The following is a 20,365-nucleotide window of genomic DNA, read 5'->3' as shown; positions in this document are numbered from 1 at the left end:
TGGGGGGCGGGCCCCGACATCAGCCACCGCGAACAAGTGCGAAGATGTATTTCCGGCACGACTGGGCGCCCCACAAAGGCTTCCGACCCACCGGACCGCGACCGGCCCGGCGACCCACCCCTTGCATGGAGGACGTGACGTGGCGAACGACGCCAGCACCGTTTTCGACGTAGTCATTCTCGGAGGCGGAAGCGGCGGCTACGCCGCGGCGCTCCGCGGCGCTCAGCTGGGTCTGAGCGTCGCCCTGATCGAGAAGGGTGAGCTGGGCGGCACCTGCCTGCACCGCGGCTGCATCCCGACCAAGGCGCTCCTGCACGCCGCGGAGATCGCGGACGAGACGAAGGAGGCCGCCGAGTTCGGCGTCCTGGCCACCTTCCAGGGCATCGACATCAACGGCGTCCACAAGTACAAGGACGACGTCATCGCCGGCCTGTACAAGGGCCTCCAGGGCCTGGTGGCGTCCCGCAAGGTCACCTTCATCCAGGGTGAGGGCAAGCTCTCCTCGCAGACCTCGGTGGATGTCAACGGCCAGCGCATCGAAGGCCGCCACATCGTCCTGGCCACCGGTTCCGTTCCGCGCTCGATCCCGGGCCTGGAGATCGACGGCAACCGCGTGATCTCCTCGGACCACGCCCTCAAGCTCGACCGCATCCCGAAGTCGGCCGTCATCCTGGGCGGCGGCGTCATCGGCGTCGAGTTCGCCTCGGTCTGGAAGTCCTTCGGCGTCGAGGTCACCATCGTCGAGGGGCTGCCGCACCTCGTCCCGCTGGAGGACGAGAACTCCTCGAAGCTCCTCGAGCGCGCCTTCCGCAAGCGCGGCATCAAGTTCGAGCTCAAGGCCCGCTTCTCGGGCGTGGAGTACACCGAGACCGGTGTGCGCGTCTCCACCGAGAACGGCAAGCAGATCGACGCCGACCTGCTGCTCGTCGCCATCGGCCGCGGCCCGGTCTCGGCCGGCCTGGGCTACGAGGAGAACGGCGTCGCGATGGACCGCGGCTACGTCCTCGTCGACGAGTACATGCGCACCAACGTGCCCACCATCTCGGCCGTCGGCGACCTCGCCCCGACCCTGCAGCTGGCCCACGTCGGCTTCGCCGAGGGCATCCTGGTCGCCGAGCGCCTGGCCGGGCTCAAGCCGGTGCCGATCGACTACGACGGCGTCCCGCGCGTGACCTACTCCAACCCGGAGGTCGCCTCCGTCGGCATCTCCGAGGCCAAGGCCGTCGAGCTGTACGGCAAGGACAAGGTCGTCACCCTCAAGTACAACCTGGCGGGCAACGGCAAGAGCAAGATCCTCAAGACCGCGGGCGAGATCAAGCTCGTCCAGGTCAAGGACGGCGCCGTGGTCGGCGTCCACATGGTCGGCGCCCGCATGGGCGAGCAGGTCGGCGAAGCCCAGCTGATCTACAACTGGGAGGCCCTGCCGGCCGAGGTCGCGCAGCTGATCCACGCGCACCCGACCCAGTCCGAGGCCCTCGGCGAGGCGCACCTGGCGCTGGCCGGCAAGCCGCTGCACGCGCACGACTGATCGCGCCCACCACTTCCGTTCCCGCAGTACTTCCGAGTGCTTCCCGAGTACTTCCCGTACGCAAGACTTGATAGGAGTCGCTGAAACCATGGCGGTCTCAGTAACACTGCCCGCGCTGGGCGAGAGCGTTTCCGAGGGCACGGTCACCCGCTGGCTCAAGGCCGAGGGTGAGCGTGTCGAGGTCGACGAGCCGCTGCTCGAGGTCTCGACCGACAAGGTCGACACCGAGATCCCGGCCCCGGCCTCCGGCATCCTGGCCTCGATCAAGGTCGCCGAGGACGAGACCGTCGAGGTCGGCGCCGAGCTGGCGATCATCGACGACGGTTCCGGCGCCCCGGTCGCCGCCCCGGCCCCCGTCGTCGAGGCCGCGCCCGTCGCCGCCCCGGCTCCGGTCGCCGCCCCGGCTCCGGTCGCCGCTCCGGCCCCGGTCGCGGAGGCCCCGGTCGCCGCTCCGGTCGCCGCCGCTCCGGCCGCCGACGCCACCCCGGTCCTGCTGCCCGCGCTGGGCGAGTCGGTCACCGAGGGCACCGTCACCCGCTGGCTCAAGGCCGAGGGCGACACCGTCGAGGTCGACGAGCCGCTGCTCGAGGTCTCCACGGACAAGGTCGACACCGAGATCCCGTCGCCGGTCGCCGGCACGCTGGTGAAGATCCTGGTCGGCGAGGACGAGACCGCCGAGGTCGGCGCCCAGCTCGCGCTGATCGGTGCCGCCGGTGCCGTCGCCGCCGCCCCGGCCCCCGTGGCCGCTCCGGCTCCGGTCGCCGCGCCCGCTCCGGTCGCCGCCCCGGCTCCGGTTGCCGCGCCGGCCCCCGTGGCCCCGGCCGCCCCCGTGGCCGCTCCGGCCCCGGTCGCCCCGGCTGCCCCGGCTCCGGTCGCCGCCCCGGCCCCCGTTGCGGCTCCGGCTCCGGTCGCCGCCGCTCCGGCCGCCCCGGTGGCCGACGCCGGTGACGCCTACGTCACCCCGCTGGTGCGCAAGCTCGCCGCCGAGCACGGTGTGGAGCTCTCCTCCGTCGCCGGCACCGGCGTCGGCGGCCGCATCCGCAAGCAGGACGTCATCGCCGCCGCGGAGGCCGCCAAGGCCGCCCCGGCCCCGGTCGCCGCCGCCGCTCCGGCCGCCGCGCCGAAGGCCGTCGCCGCTCCGTCCGCCCTGCGCGGCCAGACGGTCAAGATGACCCGCATGCGCAAGGTCATCGGCGACAACATGCTGAAGGCCCTGCACGAGCAGGCCCAGCTGACCAGCGTGGTCGAGGTGGACGTCACCCGGATCATGTCGCTGCGCGGCAAGGCCAAGGACTCCTTCCTCGCCCGCGAGGGCGTCAAGCTGTCCCCGATGCCGTTCTTCGTGAAGGCCGCCGCCCAGGCGCTGAAGGCCCACGCGGTCATCAACGCCCGGATCAACGAGGCCGAGGGCACCATCACCTACTTCGACACCGAGAACATCGGTATCGCGGTGGACTCGGAGAAGGGTCTGATGACCCCGGTCATCAAGGGTGCGGGCGACCTCAACATCGCCGGCATCTCGAAGAAGACCGCCGAGCTGGCCGAGAAGGTCCGCGGCAACAAGATCACCCCGGACGAGCTGTCCGGCGCGACCTTCACCATCAGCAACACCGGCTCGCGCGGTGCGCTGTTCGACACCGTGATCGTGCCGCCGAACCAGGTCGCCATCCTGGGCATCGGCGCCACCGTCAAGCGCCCGGTGGTCATCGAGGCCGACGGCGGCACCGCCATCGGCATCCGCGACATGACCTACCTGTCGCTCTCCTACGACCACCGCCTGGTGGACGGCGCCGACGCCGCCCGCTACCTGGTCGCGGTCAAGGAGATCCTGGAGGCCGGCGAGTTCGAGGTCGAGCTCGGCCTGTAAGGCACAAGGGACCGTGAGGAACCCCGTGTCGTCCCCGGACGGCGCGGGGTTCCTCCGTCGGTGCGGCCCCACGCCGCACCGGATCGTGGCATGCGCGTGAGCGCCCGAACGGGGATGCTGGAGCGGTGATGGACGAGACGGACTTCTGGCAGATCATCGACGACACCCGGGACGCCGCCGACGGCGATCCCGACGAGCAGGCCGACCTGCTCGTGGAACGGCTGGTCCAGCTCACACCGGACGACGTCATCGACTTCGCCCGGCTCTTCGAGGCGCGCTTCGGCCGCGCGTACCGCACCGACCTCTGGGGCGCCGCGTACCTGCTCCTGGACGGCGCCTCCGAGGACACCTTCGACTACTTCCGCTGCTGGCTCATCGGCCAGGGCCGCGAGGTGTTCGAGGGCGGCCTGGCCGAGCCGGACGACCTGGCGGACCTGCTGCCGGAGTTCGACGAGGAGGAGGACGGCGAGGCCGAGGACCTCGGCTACGCCGCCGACGAGGCGTACGAGCGGCTCACCGGGCTGCCGCTGCCCGAGGTGGGCGGCGGCCAGCCGGGCCGGCCGTACGGGGCGCCGCTGGACTTCGACGACCCGGACGTGATGGCCAAGCGCTTCCCCAAGCTGTGGGAGCGCTACGGGGATTGAGCCCCCGCTGGTCAGACCGTGCCGCTCGCGGAGCCGTCCTGGCGGATGCCCTTGAGGATCTGGTCGAGCGCCGTCGGGTCCGGCGCCTGCGGGTCGTCGTCGACCCCGCCCTCGAAGACGACGAAGCCGCCGCCCTTGGCCGGGACGGCGGCCAGCAGGACGTAGCCCTGGGTGCCGTCCGAGGTGCGGATGTGCCAGCGGGTCGCGTAGCCGAGGACGCCCGCGACGGTCACGGTGCCCGAGCCGGAGTCGGTGTGGGTGGTGATGCCGGTGAAGATCTGCCCGGCGTAGACCGGCATCGCGGCGTCGGCGGCGGCCTTGGCGGTGAGGCCCTGGATGGCGTCCTTCTCGACGGAGAACTGGCCGCGGATGCAGGCGCCGCCGGTCGGGCAGGTGTAGCGGCCGCTGCCGAGGTAGACGGTGGAGTGCGCCGAGTTGGTGGCGGCGTCCCAGCCATCGAGCACCGGGACGGTGATCGAGTGCTGGGTGTCCGGGACGGTCGACTTGACCGTGGGCAGGGGTTTCGGCGGCGCGACCGTGCTGGTGGTCGGGGCGGGCCTGGGCGGCAGCGTCCGGCTGGTGACGACGGGGTCGGGCGTCGGGCCGGAGTCCGGGGTGCCGTCCGGGCCGCCTATCAGGATGTAGGCGGTGAGCGCGCCGATGGTGACCACGGCGGCGGTGATGCCGGCGACCAGGCCCGGCCGCACCCGGCGGGGGCCCTGGGGCCGGTAGCCGGGGCCCGGGTAGCCCGGCCCTGGGTAGCCGTAGCCCGCCGCGCCGGGGGTCTCCTGGCCGGGGTAGCCGTAGCCGGGGGTGGTGGCGCCCGGGTAGCCGTAGCCGGCGTCCTGCGGGGCGCCGTAGCCGTAGCCGGGCCTCGGGGGCACCGACGGGGCCGCGGGCGGGGCCGCCGGCGGGGGCGGTGCGGGCTGGGACGCGGGCCGGCCGTCCGGCGGCTGCCAGGGCTGGGTCGCGGCGTCGGCGATCCCGGCGCCGCCGTGCGGGAGCGGGCGCACCTGCTCCGTCCAGGCGTGGCCGTCCCACCAGCGCTCGTGACCGGGGGTGCCGTCCGCACCGGGGACCGGGTACCACCCGGGAGGCGTCGAGTTGCTCACGGCCGTACGGTACCCGGCGGGGTGCGGGTCGAGACAGGGAGGTTGTGTCACGACTCTGCACCACCGCCGCAGGTGTTCTGACGGATCGTCAGGCTTTTCACGCGGTGAGGCGGCGGGCCATCCACACGTCGTCCACGTACCGTCCGTCGATCAGGAACTCCTCGGCGAGCGTGCCCTCGACGGTGAAGCCGCAGCGCTCGTAGAGGTGGCGGGCGGGGGCGTTCCAGCCGAGCACCCGCAGGGTCAGCTTGCGGGCGCCCCCGGCGCGGGCGGCCTCGCAGGCCGCCTCGACCAGGAGGCGGCCGACGCCCCGGCCGCGCAGGGAGCCGTCCACGCAGAGGCCCTGGATCTGGCGGACGTGCCGGTTGCAGGCCAGCGGGGTCGACGGGACCTGGCGGACGTAGCCGACGATCCGGCCGTCCAGCTCGGCCACCAGGAACTGGTCCGGGGTGTGGCCCTCGTCGAAGATGCTCTCCCGTTCGAGCGGCGCCGGGGAGACCTCGGAGAGGGTCGACCAGGCGGCGCGGTCGAGGTCGGCGAGGGCGCGGCCGTCCTCGGGACGGGCGGGTCGGATCATCGGTTCATCGGCAGACATGCGCGTCAGCCTATTGAGCGCGCGTACGAACGTCGCGGCCGTGAGCGCTGCGAGGATGGGCGCATGCGCATCGCTGTCACGGGTTCCACGGGATTGATCGGTTCTGCACTCGTCCGCTCCCTGCTGGCGGACGGTCACGAGGTGGTGCGGCTCGTCCGGCGCCGCTCCCGCACCGGGCCGCAGGCGGACGGGAGCACGGCCATCGGCTGGAACCCGCTGCTCGGCCAGGTCGAGCGCGAGGGGCTGGCCGGGGTCGAGGCGGTGGTGCACCTGGCGGGCGCCGGGGTCGGCGACCACCGCTGGACGGAGCCGTACAAGCGGGAGATCCGGGAGAGCCGGGTGTACGGCACCGAGACGCTGGCCGTCGCCCTGGCCGAGCTGAAGGAGCCGCCGCGGGTGTTGGTCAGCGCCTCCGCCGTCGGCTGGTACGGGCAGACCGGGGACCGGGTGATCGACGAGGACTCCCCCGCCGGGGACGACTTCCTGGCCGAGGTGTGCGTGGAGTGGGAGGCCGCCGCGCGGCCGGCCGAGCGGGCCGGGATCAGGGTCGTCCACCCACGCACCGGGCTGGTGCTCTCCGCCGCGGGCGGCGCCGGGGCCCGGCTGTTCCCGCTGTTCAAGCTGGGGCTGGGCGGGCGGCTCGGCGACGGGCGGCAGTACTGGAGCTTCGTCTCGCTGGCCGACGAGGTCGCCGCGCTGCGGTTCCTGATCGACCGGGAGGACCTGTCGGGCGCCTTCAACCTGACGGCCCCGGAGCCGGTGACCAACGCCGAGCTGACGGCGGCGATCGGGCGGGTGCTGCGGCGGCCGACGCCGTTCCCGGTGCCGGACCCGGTCCTGCGGGCAGTGCTCGGGGAGATGGCGGTGGAGGTGGTCGGCAGTCACCGGGTGGTGCCCCGGCGGCTGTTGGAGGCGGGGTTCCGCTTCGCGCACCCGGACGTGGACTCGGTGGTGCGGGCGGCGGTGTGACGGCGGTACGGGCGCTGCGGTGACGGGGGTGCGGGCGGCGTAGGCCTCCTACGGTCTCCGCCCTGGCCACGGGCATATGCCGGGCCCGGGCGGGCCGCGCCGGGGCGACGCTCGGACGTCCCTCGAACCGGGCTCGGGGAGGGGGCGCACGGGAGCACACGGCGGGCGCGTCGCACGCCCCCGGTGACCGTACGCGCCCGCCTGCCAGGGAACCCGGTCGCCACGGCGCACTGTCCGTGACCGCGCCCCCGCCCGGTGCCGCACGACCCCTCCTGGCTCCCGGATCGAGCCCGATGCGTCTGTCTGATGCTCACATCGACTGGGCATCACATCGTCGGACCGTGCCCGGCACCCCGCTGCCCGCGTAGGCCGGAGCCCCGGGAACCCCATGGGAGGGAGCACCCCAGTGCCCACGTACGACTTCACCCGCCGTGCCCGCCGACCGTCCGACCCGGACGTCGTCGTGGTCGGCGCCGGACTCGCCGGCCTGACCGCCGCCCGCGCGCTGACCGGCTACGGACTCTCCGTCCAGGTCCTGGAGGCCGCCGACCGCATCGGCGGCCGGATGGCCACCCGCGAGCAGGACGGCTTCCGGCTCGACGACGGCAGCCACCTGCTGAACACCGCCTACCCCGAGCTGCGCCGCGCGCTCGACCTCGACCGCCTGGACCTACGCCTGCTCGCGCCCGGCGTGCTCGTCCACAGCGCCGGACGCCGCTACCGCGCCGGCGACCCCCACCTCACGACCGCCCGGCAGGCCGCCCTCCGCGCCCCGCTCGGCAGCCCGCTCGACAAGGCCCGGCTCGGCAGCCGCCTCGGCCGGCTCGCCACCACCCCGGCCGCCCGGCTCCAGGCCCGCCCGGAGACCACCGCCGCCAGGGCCCTCGCCGGCCACGGGCTCGCCCCGCGCACCGTCGACGGCTTCCTGCGCCCCCTGCTCAGCGCGCTGCTCGGCGACCCGGCCCTCGGGACCAGCAGCCGCATCGCCGACCTGGTGCTGCGCTCGTACGCGCGCGGGCGTCTCTGTCTGCCCGCCGGCGGGATCGCGGCCGTCCCGGCCCAGTTGGCCGACGCGCTGCCCGCCGGCACCGTGCGCACCGGGGTGCGGGTCACCTCGATCGCCGCCGACGGCGTGGAGACCGCCGGGCACGGGCGGATCGGCGCCCAGGCCGTCGTGGTCGCCACCGACGCCCGCTCCGCGGCCGAGCTGCTGCCCGGGCTGCGGGTGCCGGACTTCCACCCCGTGACCACCTTCTTCCACGCGGCCGACCGCTCCCCGCTGAGCGAGGCCGTCCTGCTGCTCGACGGCGACCGGCCCGGCGGACACCCGCCGCTGGTGTCGCACTCGCTGGTGCTCAGCGAGCTGCACCCCTCGTACGCGCCGGAGGGCCAGACCCTGATCGCCACCACCGTGCTCGGGCGGCGGGCCTTCGACGCGGGCGGGCCGGCCGGGCTGGAGCCCGCCGTACGGGCACGGCTCGCGGAGCTGTACGGCGCCTCGGCGGCGGGCTGGCAGTTCCTGAGCGTGCGCCACGTCCCGGACGCGCTGCCGGCGATGCCGCCGCCGCACAACCTGCGGCGGCCCGTGCGGCTGCTGGCCGGGCTGTACGTCGCCGGGGACCACCGGGACACCAGCACGGTGCAGGGGGCGCTGGTGTCCGGGCGGCGGGCGGCGCGGGCGGTGCTGCGCGACCTGGGGGTGCCGGCCTCGGCGCGGGAGGAGGAGGCGGCGGCCTGACGGGCTGACGGGGCGGCGGGGTCTCGGGGGTTCTCCGGGGGCCTCTCGGCAGGCGGCGTGCCAGGATGCGGGTATGACCGTTCTGACCGCTCATCGGATGAATCTGATGATTTCGCCGCCTCCGATGGCCCACCCGGTTCCGACCGCCCGACCGGTCTCCGGGTGAGCGGCGGAGCGCAGCCGCTGGCGCTGATCCTGATCCCCGCGGCGGCCGTGGCCGCGCCGCTCCTGGCGGACCGGCTGCTGCGGTGGGTCGCCGTGCCGACGGTCGTGTTCGAGATCGTGCTCGGCGTGCTGATCGGCCCGGACGTCCTGAACTGGGCGCACGTGGACTCCCTGGTCGACGCGCTGTCCCAGTTCGGCCTGGCCATGCTGATGTTCCTGGCCGGCTACGAGATCGACTTCGGCCGGCTGCGCGGCGGCCCGCTCCGACGGGCGGGCGCCGCGTGGCTGGTCTCGCTGGTGCTGGCGCTCGGTGTCGGCGCGCTCGTCAACCGCGACCCGCTGAACGGCGCCTTCGCCGGGCTCGCGCTCACCACCACCGCGCTCGGCACGATCCTGCCGATCCTGCGCGACTCCGGTGAACTGTCCAGCCCCTTCGGCTCGTTGGTGATGGCCACCGGGGCCGTCGGGGAGTTCGCGCCGATCATCGCGATCGCCGCGCTGCTCAGCGGCAACTCCCCCGCCCGCACGGCCGTCATCCTCGGCGCCTTCGCCGTGATCACCGCCGTCGCCGTGCTCGGGGCGCGCCGGCCGCGCCCGGCCTGGGCGACCAGGTTGATCGAGCGCACGCTCCGTACGTCCGGTCAGTTCGCGATCCGGGCGGTGATCCTGGTGCTCGCCGCGATGGTCGCGGCCGCGCTCTGGCTCGACCTGGACATGCTGCTGGGCGCCTTCACCGCCGGGATCGTCTCGCGGCTGCTGCTCTCGGACATCCGGCAGGAGGAGGAGGAGGAGGAGGTGATCGAGGCGAAGCTGGAGAGCATCGGGTTCGGGTTCCTGGTGCCGGTGTTCTTCGTGGTCAGCGGGATGAAGTTCGACCTGGACTCACTGCTGGACGACCCGGGCACGCTGCTGCTCGTCCCGGTGTTCCTGCTCCTGCTGCTCGCCGTGCGCGGGGTTCCGGCCGGGCTGCTGGCCCCGGCGGGGCTGGGCCCTCGGGACCGCGTCGGGCTCGGGCTGTACGGGGCGACGGCGCTGCCGCTGGTCGTGGTGATCACCACGCTGGAGGTGGACGCCGGGCACCTGCCGTCCTCGACGGCGGCGGCGCTGGTGGGCGCCGGGATGCTGTCGGTGCTGGCGTTCCCGCTGGTGGCGCAGCGGGTGCGCGGCGGCGCCCGGCCGTCGGCGCCGGCCGGGCCGGGGCGGGAGAGGGGCCGGGCCGAGAGCTGGTGAGCAGCTCCCGGCCCCCGTGCGGTCGGTCGTACGGTCGGGTGCGCGGTCAGGTGCGCGGTCGGTCGTGCGGTCAGATCACCCCCGCCTGGCGGGCCGTCTCCTCGAAGGCCCGCGCGACCTGGCTGCCCCGGTACGGGGTGAGGCGGCGGTGGAAGTCGCGGACGTACTCCAGCGAGCGGGCGGAGCGCATCTCCCCCGCCGCGCGCAGCGCGTCCGTGGCCATGGTGCAGGCCTCGTCGAGGTCGCCCATGCCGAGGCGGGCGGTGGCCAGGACGAGCCGGCAGAAGATCCGGCTGCGGGCGTAGGCGGGCGAGCGCAGCCGCAGCGACTTCTCGGCGTGCTGGGCGCAGGTGCGCCACTGCTGGAGGTCGCGGTAGCAGTGGGCGAACTCGTCGGAGAGCTGCGCCTCGTCGAAGTACCGCGCCCAGGAGGAGAGTTCGTCGCCGCTGCGGGCGGCGGCGAGGGCCCGCTCGGAGCGTACGAGGGCGGTGGTGCAGGAGCGGACGTCGCCCAGCAGGCCGTGTCCGCGCGCCTCGGCGGCGTGCATCAGGGCCTGGACGGTGGGCGGCACGGCGGTGCCCACACCCTGCTGGGCGACCCTGGCGAGCTGGACGGCCTCGCGGCCGTGGCCGAGGTGGACGGCCTGCTGGCTCATCGTCACCAGCACGTAGCCGCCGAGCGCGCGGTCCCCCGCGGCCTGGGACAGGCGCAGGGCCTGGACGAAGTAGCGCTGGGCGAGGCCGTGCGCGGCGATGTCGAAGGACGTCCACCCGGCGAGCCGGGTGAGGTCGGCGACGGCGCCGAACAGGGCCCGGCCGATCTGCTCGCCGTAGCGGCCGCGCAGCATCGGCTCGGCCTCGCTCTCCAGGTAGCGGACCAGGGCCTGGCGGGCGTGGCCGCCGCCGTAGGCGTGGTCGAGCGCGCGGAAGAGGTCGCCGACGGCGCGGATGGCGGCGATGTCCCCGCGGCCGACGCGCAGGGTGGGCCGGGTCTCGCGGGCCGGGTCGGAGTACGGGGGCTCGACGGCGGCGGGCGGGCGGCGGCTCTGGGTGGGGACGCGGCCGATGGCGGCGGCGGTGCCGGTGGTGCGGGCGGTGGGCGTGACGCCCGGTGCGTGCGGCTGGCCGGGGCCGACGGGGGTGCCGGGGGCCTGGCCGCGCGCCGGTCCCGTGGGGGACGCGCCGGGCGGGGACGTGCCGGGGCCGGCGGCGTCCGGGCGGGGCAGGGTGGAGCCGTCCCGGGCGACCCGCTCGTCGGTGCGGCCGATCAGCCAGTCCCGGCTGGGGACGACCAGGCCGGCCGGGGTGAAGGCGATGCGGCGCAGCTCGGACTGCGGGCCGTTGTCCTTGCGCCACATGCTGGCGACGATGTCCACCGCCTCCTGCGGCGTCTCGGCGAACTCCAGCCCGGCGTACACCGGGGCGCAGGCGTCCAGGCCGAGGTCCTGGGCGGTGAGGCGGCGGCCGAGGCGGCGGGTGAAGACCTCGGCGATGAGGGCCGGGGTGGCTCCGCGGGGCTGCTGGCCGCGCAGCCAGCGGGTGACGGAGGTCTTGTCGTAGCGCAGGTCGAGGCCGTGTTCGAGGCCGAGCTGGTCGACGCGGCGGGCGAGGCCGGCGTGGGAGAAGCCGGCCTCCTCGATGAGGGCGGCGAGCTGGCCGTTCTGCGGGCTCGGGCCGGTGTGGGCCTTCGCGGGGGCGGGCGCGGCGGGGTCGTGCGGGTCGTGAGGGTCCCGCCGGTCGTGAGGGTCCCTCGGGTCCCTCGGGTCGCGCCGGTCCTCGGGCGTGGCCTGGGCCGGGAGCCGCAGCTCGTCGTCCGTCAGCACGTCGGCGGCCACGGCGTCCTCGGCCGGCGCGTCGTCGGTCAGGACGTCGGTGTTCAGGAGGTCCGTGCCCAGGGCATCGGTGGTCATGGAGTCGGGGGCGTCCGGAAGGGCCCGGCCGACCGGACCTCGGTGCTGGCCGAGCGGGTCGAGCGGTCCGTACGCCGGGCTGTCGGTAGCAGGCCGTTGGGGCATGTCAGTCAACACCTCTCGGACGTCGCACCGGGCTCTACCAGCGCTTCGGCTGCCTGGGGCGGCGCCCCCTGTCGGGAATCGGCGTGAATGTAGCGAGCATTCGGGCGCTATGGGTGGATCTGACCGAGCAATCCTCCGAACGGGTGAAGCAACCGCGCCCATTGTGGGGAAGCGCGGAGGGGACGGGTTTGGCATTCCGGGGGCGAACCGTCTCTCGGCCCGCATGGGCGCCACCACCACAGTCCGCAGGGCCGCTGTAGCGGCCCGCCACATGGGAGCCGGGCCGCCGGATTCCTAGCGTTCTCGGCCATGGACACCACTTCAGCCCGCTCCTCGGACCGCCCCCTGGACGGCCGTACGGCCCTGGTCACCGGCGCCGCCTCGGGCATCGGCCGGGCCTGCGCCGAGGCCCTCGCGGAGGCCGGCGCCCGGGTCTACGTCGTCGACCTCGCCGCCGAACCCGCCCGGGAGGTCGCCGGCCTCATCGGCGGGCGGGCGGTCGTCGCCGACCTCTCCGACCCGGAGGCCGTGGACGCCCTGCCGGACGACGCCGACATCGTGGTCAACAACGCCGGGCTCCAACACGTCGCCCCCGTCCACGAGTTCCCGCCCGAGCGGTTCGCGCTGATCCAGCGCGTCATGGTCGAGGCCCCGTTCCGCATCCTGCGCCGCACCCTGCCCCACATGTACGCCCGGGGGTGGGGCCGCGTCGTCAACATCTCCTCCGTCCACGGCCTGCGGGCCAGCGCCTTCAAATGCGCGTACGTCACCGCCAAGCACGGGCTGGAGGGGCTCAGCAAGACCGTCGCCCTGGAGGGCGCCCCCCACGGCGTCACCAGCAACTGCATCAACCCCGGCTACGTCCGCACCCCGCTCGTCGAGAAGCAGATCGCCGCCCAGGCCCTCGCCCACGGCATCCCCGAGGAGGAGGTCGTCGAGCGGATCATGCTCGACCGCACCGCCGTGAAGCGCCTCATCGAGCCCGCCGAGGTGGCCGCCCTCGCCCTCTACCTGTGCACCCCCGCCGCCACCCACCTCACCGGCGCCAGCCTCCCCCTCGACGGCGCCTGGACGGCCCACTGAGGCCTCGACCCGGCCCATGGGGCCTGGTGACACAACCTCCTCCGTGACTGTGTACGTCGCCCACATGGGCGCGGGGGCGGGGGGTTCCTACCTTGTGGCGACGTCGTCTCCCCCTTGGAAAGGGATGTGGTGGGCATGGCCGGTGTGGTGGGGCGGGGGTCACTCCCGCGGGTGGTGGCCGCGAGCCTGATCGGGACCACGATCGAGTGGTACGACTACTTCTTGTACGGAACAGCCGCGGCGCTGGTGTTCGGGAAGCTGTTCTTCCCCAACACCGATCCGCTGACGGGGACGCTGCTGTCCTTCCTCACCTACGCGATCGGGTTCGCGGCGCGGCCCGTCGGAGCGCTGGTGTTCGGGCACTTCGGGGACCGGATCGGGCGCAAGAGGCTGCTGGTGGTGAGCCTGCTGCTGATGGGCGGGTCGACGACGGCGATCGGGCTGCTGCCGACCTACGGGTCCATCGGGGTGGCGGCGCCGGTACTGCTGACGGCGCTGCGGCTCGTCCAGGGCTTCGCGCTCGGCGGGGAGTGGGGCGGGGCCGTGCTGCTGGTGTCCGAGCACGGGGACAGCCGGCGGCGCGGGTTCTGGGCCTCGTGGCCGCAGGGCGGGGCGCCGGCCGGGAACCTGCTGGCGGCCGGGGTGCTCTCCCTGCTGACGGCGACGCTCTCGGACGAGGCGTTCCTGTCCTGGGGCTGGCGGGTGCCGTTCCTGCTGTCGGCCCTGCTGGTCGCCGTCGGGCTGTGGATCCGGCTGGCGGTGGAGGAGTCCCCGCTGTTCCGGCAGGCGGTGGCGAACCGTCCGGCGGACGAACAGCCGCCGCTGGTGGGCGTGTTGAGGAACCACTGGCGCGAGGTGCTGGTGGCCATGGGCGCGCGGATGGCGGAGAACATCTCGTACTACGTGATGACGACCTTCGTCCTGACCTACGCCGTCAGCCACGCCCACTTCGGCAAGCAGAGCGCGCTGAACGCCGTCCTGATCGGCTCGGCGATCCAGTTCGCGCTGATCCCGCTCTTCGGCGCCCTCTCGGACAGGGTCGGGCGCAAACCCGTCTACCTGGTGGGCGCGGTCGGCGTCGGCGTCTGGGCGTTCGTGTTCTTCGGACTCGTCGACACCCGCTCCTTCACCCAACTGGTCGTGGCCGTGACCGTCGGACTGGTCTTCCACAGCGCGATGTACGCGCCCCAGGCAGCCTTCTTCTCCGAGCTGTTCGCGACCAGGCTGCGCTACTCCGGCGCCTCCATCGGCGCCCAGTTCGCCTCGGTGGCCGCCGGCGCCCCCGCGCCGCTGATCGCCACCGCGCTGCTCAAGGACTACGGCAGCGCCACCCCCATCGCGGTGTACGTGGCGATCGCGGCGGCGATCACCGTCCTCGCCGTACTGTGCGGCCGGGAGACCCGGGGGCAGGACCTCGCCGAGATCGAGGAGCAGCCGGCGGAGGGGGCGGTGAGCCGAAAGCCCGCTGTGGCGTAGGGCGTTCGAGCGGCTACCATCGCGATCTCCCGCACCCGTCGGAACGACGCCGATTGGCGGCCCGCCCCATGAACCACCCCGGATGAACCACCCCGACGAGAACACCGACGAGAACGCCGCGCCCGCGCTGCGGCGGCTGCTCGACCTGCTCGCCTCCGGCGCCGCCACCGAGGACTTCGCCGAGGTACTGGCCGACGCCCGCCGCCGCGGTGCGTCGGCCACCGTCCTCGCCGAGATCGACGACGCCACCTGGCAGGCCCTGCGGGTGCACCGCACCCTGCGTCAACACCGGCGCCGCGAGGCCGAGTTGACCGCCCTCTTCGACACCGCCGGGGACCTCGCGGCCTCCCGGGAGCTGGACACCGTCCTCCAGGCGATCGTCCGCCGCGCCCGGATGCTGCTCGGCACCGACACCGCCTACCTGACCCTGCCGGACGAAACCGCCGGCGACACGTACATGCGCGTCACCGACGGCTCGGTCTCCGTCCTCTTCCAGACCCTGAGGCTCAGCCTCGGCGACGGCCTGGGCGGCCTGGTGGCGCAGACCGCCCGCCCGTACGCCACCCCCGACTACCGCCGCGACGAGCGCTTCCACCACACCGGCACGATCGACGCGGGCGTGCTGGACGAGGGCCTGGTCGCGATCATCGGGGTGCCGCTGCTGCTCGGCGGGCGGGTCATCGGCGTGCTGTTCGCCGCCGACCGCTCCTCCCGCGCCTTCTCCCCCGACGAGGTCGCGCTGCTCTGCACCCTGGCCGCGCACGCCGCGATCGCGCTGGACACCGCCAAGTCCCTCGCCGACACCAGCGCCGCGCTCGCCGAGCTGAACGCCGCCAACGAGCTCGTCCGGGCGCACTCCGCCGCCGTCCAGCGCGCCGAGCAGGCGCACGACCGACTCACCGACCTGGTCCTGCGCGGAGCGGAGGTCCCCGACGTGGCCGCCGCCGTCGCGCACCTGCTCGGCGGGGAGATCGCCGTCCTCGACGCCGAGGGCGAGCCGCTGGCCGGGCGCTCCACCCCGCCCGCCGCCGAACTGGCCGCCGCCGTGGCCGCCTCCCGCGCCGAGGGCCGGTCCGTACGGCACGGACGGCTGTGGGTCTGCGCGGTGCTCGCCGGGCACGACGTGCTCGGCACCCTGGTGCTGCGCGGCCGCCCGGACCTCGACGACGCCGACCGGCGGCTGTTCGAGCGGGCCAGCGTGGTCACCGCCCTGCTGTTGCTGCTGCGCCGCTCGGTCGCGGAGACGGAGAACCGCGTCCGCGGCGAGCTGCTCACCGACCTGCTGACCGCCCCCGAGCGCGACCCGGCCGGGCTCACCGCGCGCGGGCGCCGCCTCGGCGTCGACCTCGCCCGCCCGCACCTGGTGCTCGTCGCCGAGCCCGCGGACCGTACGGACGGCGCCGAGCGGGAGCGGCTCGCGGGCGCGGCCCGACGCTACCTCTTCGGCTCCCGGGGCGTCGGCGCGGAGCACGGGGAGGCGGTGGTCCTGCTGGTGCCCGGGGCCGAGTACTCGGCGGGTGGCGAGGACGCCGAGGAGACCGCCCGGCAGGCCGCCGACCGGCTCGCCCGGCTGGCCGGCTTCCCCGTCACCGTCGGCGCCGGCCGCCTCGCTGCGGGCCCGCCCGCGCTGGCCGCCTCGTACGCCGAGGGCCTGCGCTGCGTGCGCGCCCTGCGGGTGCTCGGCCGCGCCGGGGAGGGGGCCTCGGCCCGGTCGCTCGGCTTCCTCGGGGTGCTGCTCGGCGACGGCCACGACGTGGACGGCTTCGTCTCCTCCGTGCTCGGCCCGCTGCTCGACTACGACGCCCGGCGCGGCACCGAGCTGGTGCGCACCCTGCGCGCCTACTTCGACTGCGGCGGCAGCCTCACCCGGGCCAAGGAGGAGCTGCACGTCCACGTGAACACGGTGGTGCAGCGGCTGGACCGGGTGGAGGCGCTGCTCGGGCGGGACTGGAACGAGCCGGAGCGCTCGCTGGAGCTGCAGTTGGCACTGCGGTTGCGGCTGCTGGCGGGCGACTGAAAGGGCCCGCACGGCTTGCGGAGGCGGCGGCGTACAGTGGCGAGGTTGGTCTCGAACGCCTGGCAAGGAGCAGTAGCGGTGAGCGAGAACGTTCAGTTCGTTCGCATGGGCATAGGCGAGCGCGCCGTCCCCTACGAGGAGGCGTGGGCGGAGCAGCAGCGGCTGCACGCCCTGCGGGTCGCGGACGAGATCCCCGACACCGTGCTGCTGCTGGAGCACCAGCCCGTCTACACGATGGGCAAGCGCACCAACCCCGCCGACCTGCCGCTGGACGGCACCCCGGTGGTCGAGGTCAACCGGGGCGGGGAGATCACCTGGCACGGCCCCGGCCAGCTGGTCGGCTACCCGATCGTCAAACTGCCCGACCCGATCGACGTGATCGCGTACGTGCGCCGGCTGGAGGAGTCGCTGATCCGCGCCGCCGCCGAGTTCGGCATCGGGACCACCCGGGTCGAGGGCCGCAGCGGGGTCTGGGTGCTCGGCGAGTCGCTCCCGGACGCCGTGGTGGACCCGTCCCAGGTGCTGGACATCGGCAAGCTCACCCTGCGCATGGGCCTGCCGCTCGGCATCGACCCGCGCCTGGCCGGCCCCGAGTACGCGCCCTCCAACGCCGGGCAGCGCGGGGACGACCGCAAGCTCGCCGCGATCGGCGTGCGCGTCGCCCGCGGGGTGACGATGCACGGGTTCGCGATCAACTGCGACCCGGACATGACCTGGTTCGACAAGATCGTCCCGTGCGGCATCCGGGACGCGGGCGTCGCCTCGATCTCCGGCGAGCTGGGCCGCGACGTCACCGTGGCCGACGCCCTACCGACCGTCGAACGGCACCTGGCGGAGGTCCTCGCCGAACTGCCGGAGCCGGCCGCCGTCGGCCGCTGAGGCCCCGCCTCCCGGGAGCACCCGGGAATCTACCGGCCGGTAGCCGCGTTGCCCTGCGATTGCAGGGCGGCAGGCCCGGCGAAGCCCGTACAACCACAGGCGTACCCTGGGGGTACCCCGTCTAGTTCTAGGAGTCGCACGTGTCCGCTGTCGCGCCCGACGGCAGGAAGCTGCTCCGCCTGGAGGTCCGCAACAGCGAGACCCCCATCGAGCGGAAGCCCGAGTGGATCAAGACCCGCGCGAAGATGGGCCCGGAGTACAACGCCCTCCACTCGCTGGTGAAGAAGGAGGGGCTGCACACGGTCTGCCAGGAGGCCGGCTGCCCCAACATCTTCGAGTGCTGGGAGGACCGCGAGGCGACCTTCCTCATCGGCGGTGACCAGTGCACCCGCCGCTGCGACTTCTGTCAGATCGACACCGGCAAGCCCGCCGAGTTCGACCGCGACGAGCCGCGCCGGGTCGCCGAGTCCATCGTCACCATGGACCTCAACTACGCCACCATCACCGGCGTCGCCCGCGACGACCTGGAGGACGGCGGTTCCTGGCTGTACGCCGAGACCGTGCGCCAGGTGCACGCGATGACGGCCGAGCGCGCCGCCGGCCGTACCGGCGTCGAGCTGCTGATCCCCGACTTCAACGCGGTGCCCGAGCAGCTGGCCGAGGTCTTCTCCTCCCGCCCCGAGGTGCTGGCGCACAACGTCGAGACGGTGCCCCGGATCTTCAAGCGCATCCGCCCGGCCTTCCGCTACGAGCGCTCGCTGGACGTCATCACCCAGGCCCGCGCGGCCGGGCTGGTCACCAAGTCCAACCTGATCCTCGGCATGGGCGAGACCCGCGAGGAGGTCAGCCAGGCGCTGGCCGACCTGGTGGGCGCCGGCTGCGAGCTGATCACCATCACGCAGTACCTGCGGCCCTCGCTGCGCCACCACCCGGTGGAGCGCTGGGTGAAGCCGCAGGAGTTCGTCGAGTTGCAGGAGGAGGCCGAGGAGCTCGGCTTCGCCGGGGTCATGTCGGGCCCGCTCGTGCGCTCCTCGTACCGGGCCGGACGGCTGTACCGGCAGGCGCTGGAGCGCCGCGAGCAGGCGGCGGTCTGACGGCGGCCCGACCGTGATCCGACCGGGGCGTCGGGTCACCGGCCGTTTCGAGCCATGCGAAGGGCGGAGCCACGGCTCCGCCCTTCGGGTTTCACCGCGCTTTGACCACCTGGTCACGGGCTGGTAACACGGGGTGGGGACGATGGACCCGTTGCCATCGTTCGATTCTTCTCAGCCACACCACCTCAGCCACGAGGGGAGCTGTTCGGCATGCGGATGCAGGTGCGGATCGGGACCGTCGGCACGGTCGGGGCGGCGCTGCGGTTCGCCGAGAGCGTCCTGCTGGCGCCCGGCCAGCGGCACGCGCGCCGCAACGCCTGGGCGGCGGTGTGCGAGAACCGCCGGCACGCGGCGGACCGGGTGCACGCGGCCGCGCTGTCCGCCTCCGCGGACCCCGGGACGGCGGGGCGGAACCGCCGCTGACCAGGCTCCCTGGTCACGGTTCGGGCGAACGGGGACCCGGGCTTGGATATCCCGTACCGGTGCCACGTACCATGAGCGTTATGGCGAGGGAAACATCCGAGAACCCCGGGCGGCTCAAGCAGATCCGCCAGGCGTACAAAATGACCAAAGAGGTCGACCCCAAGATCGGCCTGATCATTGCCGGCATCGGTCTGCTGACCTTCGGCGTGTTCCTCGCCATCGGCTTCGCGATCGACCACCCGATCTACCTGGGCATCCTCGGGTTCATCGTGGCCGTGCTGACCGTGGCGATCGTCTTCGGGCGCCGCGCCGAGCGTGCCGCGTTCGGGCGGATGGAGGGCCAGCCGGGCGCCGTCGCGGCCGTGCTGAGCAACATCCGCCGGGGCTGGAGCTCGAACACCACCCCGGTCGCGGTCACCCGCAACCAGGACGCGGTCTACCGCGCGGTGGGCCGGGCCGGCATCGCGCTGATCGGCGAGGGCAACCCCAACCGGGTGCGGCAGCTGCTGCTCTCCGAGAAGAAGAAGATGGCCCGCATCGTCGGCGACATCCCCGTCCACGACATCGTGGTGGGCAACGGCGAGGGCGAGATCCCGCTCAAGAAGCTCCAGATCCACCTGATGCGCCTGCCCCGGGCCATCACCGCCGCCCAGGTCACCGAGACCAACGACCGGCTGCGCGCACTGGGCGACCTGCTCTCCAAGGCTCCGATCCCCAAGGGTCCGATGCCGAAGGGCGCCCGGATGCCCAAGGGCGGTCAGGCCCGCTGACCCCCTCCCCCTTCGACCGGTAACGCCGAACGGCCCCGCTGAGATCTCTCTCGGCGGGGCCGTTCGTTCGTTTCGCTCGTTCCCGTTTCGTTCGTTCCCGGGGGTGCCTCAGATCCGGACCTCGACGGTGCCCACGGCCTTGTCGTGCAGACCGCGGGTGTCGCGGTCCCAGACCAACGGCGGGACGATCAGGCAGAGCAGCAGGGTGCGCAGCAGGACCTGCGGGATGGTCGCGCGCCGCCCGTCCAGGCGGACGACCCGCAGGCCGAACAGCCGCTTGCCGACGGTCGTGCCGACCGTGGAGAGCAGGAGGGCCGTGACCACGAAGAACAGCGGGGTCGTCCAGAGGTTGGCCTGGCCCGCGTCACCCTTGGCGATCAGTCCGTACGAGATCATCGAGACCAGCCAGCTGTCGACGAGCAGCGCGCCGATCCGCCGGCCCGGCCCGGCGATCGAGCCGGGGCCCTCCTTGGGCAGGCCCAGGCGCTCTCCGCGGTAGCCGAAGTCCGCGCCCATCTTCTCGGCGGCGGCCTTGGGGCCGTCGATCCACGATCCCAACGCTTCTCTGGTGTCCACGAATCCACACTAACCGGGCTCACGCGCGGGCCGGGCATCGGCTCCCCCTCGGCGGGGCGGGCTCGCGGGTGCTCCGCGCGCTCCGCGTACGGGCTCCGCGTGCGTGCTCCGCGTACGGGCTCCACGCGCGGGTGAATCGCGATCAAGGGCGTGATCGAGGGCCCGGTGAAGTGGTCCAGACCACT

17 protein-coding genes are annotated in these 20,365 nt (G+C 73.9%); 13 read left to right on the top strand and 4 right to left on the bottom strand.

Translation table 11 applies throughout. The features are described from left to right. Positions 1 to 139: 139 nt before the first annotated feature. From lpdA to ACIRRS_RS23445, 3 genes are all read left to right on the top strand, one after another. Positions 140 to 1,528, top strand: a complete 1,389-nt coding sequence (lpdA, locus tag ACIRRS_RS23455) for a dihydrolipoyl dehydrogenase (RefSeq protein ID WP_402973903.1) — start codon at positions 140 to 142, stop codon at positions 1,526 to 1,528. A gap of 88 nt (positions 1,529 to 1,616) precedes the next feature. Further along, complete coding sequence (gene sucB / locus ACIRRS_RS23450; protein ID WP_402973900.1) at positions 1,617 to 3,395, top strand: 2-oxoglutarate dehydrogenase, E2 component, dihydrolipoamide succinyltransferase; 1,779 nt, start codon at positions 1,617 to 1,619, stop codon at positions 3,393 to 3,395. 128 nt (positions 3,396 to 3,523) lie between these two features. Beyond that, positions 3,524 to 4,039 carry a DUF4240 domain-containing protein gene (locus ACIRRS_RS23445; protein WP_402973898.1) on the top strand — a complete coding sequence of 172 codons (516 nt, stop codon included), beginning with the start codon at positions 3,524 to 3,526 and terminating at the stop codon, positions 4,037 to 4,039. 11 nt (positions 4,040 to 4,050) lie between these two features. On the opposite strand, the gene ACIRRS_RS23440 is transcribed toward ACIRRS_RS23445, so the two are convergent. Together ACIRRS_RS23440 and ACIRRS_RS23435 are read right to left on the bottom strand one after the other, a co-directional pair. After that, a complete protein-coding gene (locus ACIRRS_RS23440) occupies positions 4,051 to 5,151 on the bottom strand; it encodes a DUF2510 domain-containing protein (RefSeq protein ID WP_402973895.1) in 1,101 nt (366 codons plus the stop codon). A 97-nt stretch (positions 5,152 to 5,248) separates the two neighbouring features. Then, entirely contained in the window at positions 5,249 to 5,746 is a 498-nt protein-coding gene (locus tag ACIRRS_RS23435) for a GNAT family N-acetyltransferase (protein ID WP_402973892.1), read from the bottom strand. A 63-nt stretch (positions 5,747 to 5,809) separates the two neighbouring features. Between ACIRRS_RS23435 and ACIRRS_RS23430 the strand changes: the two genes are divergently transcribed. The 3 genes from ACIRRS_RS23430 (at position 5,810) to ACIRRS_RS23420 (ending at position 9,848) form a co-directional block, all read left to right on the top strand. Further along, complete coding sequence (locus ACIRRS_RS23430) at positions 5,810 to 6,715, top strand: TIGR01777 family oxidoreductase (protein WP_402973890.1); 906 nt, start codon at positions 5,810 to 5,812, stop codon at positions 6,713 to 6,715. Positions 6,716 to 7,121: 406 nt separating this feature from the next. After that, positions 7,122 to 8,453, top strand: a complete 1,332-nt coding sequence (locus tag ACIRRS_RS23425; protein ID WP_402973887.1) for an NAD(P)/FAD-dependent oxidoreductase — start codon at positions 7,122 to 7,124, stop codon at positions 8,451 to 8,453. 162 nt (positions 8,454 to 8,615) lie between these two features. Further along, positions 8,616 to 9,848: a cation:proton antiporter gene (locus ACIRRS_RS23420; RefSeq protein WP_402973884.1), complete on the top strand. Its 1,233-nt coding sequence runs from the start codon at positions 8,616 to 8,618 to the stop codon at positions 9,846 to 9,848. 70 nt (positions 9,849 to 9,918) lie between these two features. Here the strand turns inward: ACIRRS_RS23420 and ACIRRS_RS23415 are convergent, their stop codons facing one another. Then, positions 9,919 to 11,757, bottom strand: a complete 1,839-nt coding sequence (locus ACIRRS_RS23415; RefSeq protein WP_402973882.1) for a regulator — start codon at positions 11,755 to 11,757, stop codon at positions 9,919 to 9,921. Positions 11,758 to 12,171: 414 nt separating this feature from the next. Here ACIRRS_RS23415 and ACIRRS_RS23410 point away from each other — a divergent pair, with 414 nt between their 5' ends. The 7 genes from ACIRRS_RS23410 (at position 12,172) to ACIRRS_RS23380 (ending at position 19,604) form a co-directional block, all read left to right on the top strand. Next, positions 12,172 to 12,945, top strand: a complete 774-nt coding sequence (locus ACIRRS_RS23410; protein WP_402973879.1) for a 3-hydroxybutyrate dehydrogenase — start codon at positions 12,172 to 12,174, stop codon at positions 12,943 to 12,945. A 135-nt stretch (positions 12,946 to 13,080) separates the two neighbouring features. Next, positions 13,081 to 14,421 carry an MFS transporter gene (locus ACIRRS_RS23405; RefSeq protein ID WP_402973877.1) on the top strand — a complete coding sequence of 447 codons (1,341 nt, stop codon included), beginning with the start codon at positions 13,081 to 13,083 and terminating at the stop codon, positions 14,419 to 14,421. Between the two features lie 82 nt (positions 14,422 to 14,503). Further along, positions 14,504 to 16,438, top strand: a complete 1,935-nt coding sequence (locus tag ACIRRS_RS23400; protein WP_402973874.1) for a helix-turn-helix domain-containing protein — start codon at positions 14,504 to 14,506, stop codon at positions 16,436 to 16,438. Between the two features lie 105 nt (positions 16,439 to 16,543). After that, the gene (gene lipB, locus ACIRRS_RS23395; protein WP_402974117.1) at positions 16,544 to 17,317 is read left to right on the top strand and encodes a lipoyl(octanoyl) transferase LipB; all 774 of its coding nucleotides are present in this window, start codon (positions 16,544 to 16,546) and stop codon (positions 17,315 to 17,317) included. 140 nt (positions 17,318 to 17,457) lie between these two features. Further along, the gene (locus ACIRRS_RS23390; RefSeq protein WP_402973872.1) at positions 17,458 to 18,411 is read left to right on the top strand and encodes a lipoyl synthase; all 954 of its coding nucleotides are present in this window, start codon (positions 17,458 to 17,460) and stop codon (positions 18,409 to 18,411) included. A gap of 210 nt (positions 18,412 to 18,621) precedes the next feature. Continuing rightward, positions 18,622 to 18,834 (top strand): hypothetical protein, encoded by a 213-nt coding sequence (locus ACIRRS_RS23385; protein ID WP_402973869.1) that lies wholly within the window; start codon positions 18,622 to 18,624, stop codon positions 18,832 to 18,834. Positions 18,835 to 18,914: 80 nt separating this feature from the next. Next, positions 18,915 to 19,604, top strand: a complete 690-nt coding sequence (locus ACIRRS_RS23380; protein ID WP_402973866.1) for a DUF4191 domain-containing protein — start codon at positions 18,915 to 18,917, stop codon at positions 19,602 to 19,604. 108 nt (positions 19,605 to 19,712) lie between these two features. Here the strand turns inward: ACIRRS_RS23380 and ACIRRS_RS23375 are convergent, their stop codons facing one another. Beyond that, the gene (locus ACIRRS_RS23375) at positions 19,713 to 20,180 is read right to left on the bottom strand and encodes an RDD family protein (RefSeq protein WP_402973863.1); all 468 of its coding nucleotides are present in this window, start codon (positions 20,178 to 20,180) and stop codon (positions 19,713 to 19,715) included. Positions 20,181 to 20,365: the final 185 nt, after the last annotated feature.

The organism is Kitasatospora sp. NPDC101183 (genome assembly GCF_044767945.1).
GTDB lineage: Bacteria > Actinomycetota > Actinomycetes > Streptomycetales > Streptomycetaceae > Kitasatospora.
This window is presented reverse-complemented; position numbering and strand designations above follow the sequence as displayed.

Coding starts and splice junctions, on each gene's coding strand:
- ACIRRS_RS23445 (WP_402973898.1), top strand. CDS start 3,524: ATGGACGAGACGGACTTCTGGCAGATCATCGACGACACCCGGGACGCC.
- ACIRRS_RS23410 (WP_402973879.1), top strand. CDS start 12,172: ATGGACACCACTTCAGCCCGCTCCTCGGACCGCCCCCTGGACGGCCGT.
- ACIRRS_RS23400 (WP_402973874.1), top strand. CDS start 14,504: ATGAACCACCCCGACGAGAACACCGACGAGAACGCCGCGCCCGCGCTG.
- lipB (WP_402974117.1), top strand. CDS start 16,544: ATGGGCATAGGCGAGCGCGCCGTCCCCTACGAGGAGGCGTGGGCGGAG.
- ACIRRS_RS23405 (WP_402973877.1), top strand. CDS start 13,081: ATGGCCGGTGTGGTGGGGCGGGGGTCACTCCCGCGGGTGGTGGCCGCG.
- ACIRRS_RS23385 (WP_402973869.1), top strand. CDS start 18,622: ATGCGGATGCAGGTGCGGATCGGGACCGTCGGCACGGTCGGGGCGGCG.
- ACIRRS_RS23415 (WP_402973882.1), bottom strand. CDS start 11,757: ATGACCACCGATGCCCTGGGCACGGACCTCCTGAACACCGACGTCCTG.
- ACIRRS_RS23435 (WP_402973892.1), bottom strand. CDS start 5,746: ATGTCTGCCGATGAACCGATGATCCGACCCGCCCGTCCCGAGGACGGC.
- sucB (WP_402973900.1), top strand. CDS start 1,617: ATGGCGGTCTCAGTAACACTGCCCGCGCTGGGCGAGAGCGTTTCCGAG.
- ACIRRS_RS23430 (WP_402973890.1), top strand. CDS start 5,810: ATGCGCATCGCTGTCACGGGTTCCACGGGATTGATCGGTTCTGCACTC.
- ACIRRS_RS23380 (WP_402973866.1), top strand. CDS start 18,915: ATGGCGAGGGAAACATCCGAGAACCCCGGGCGGCTCAAGCAGATCCGC.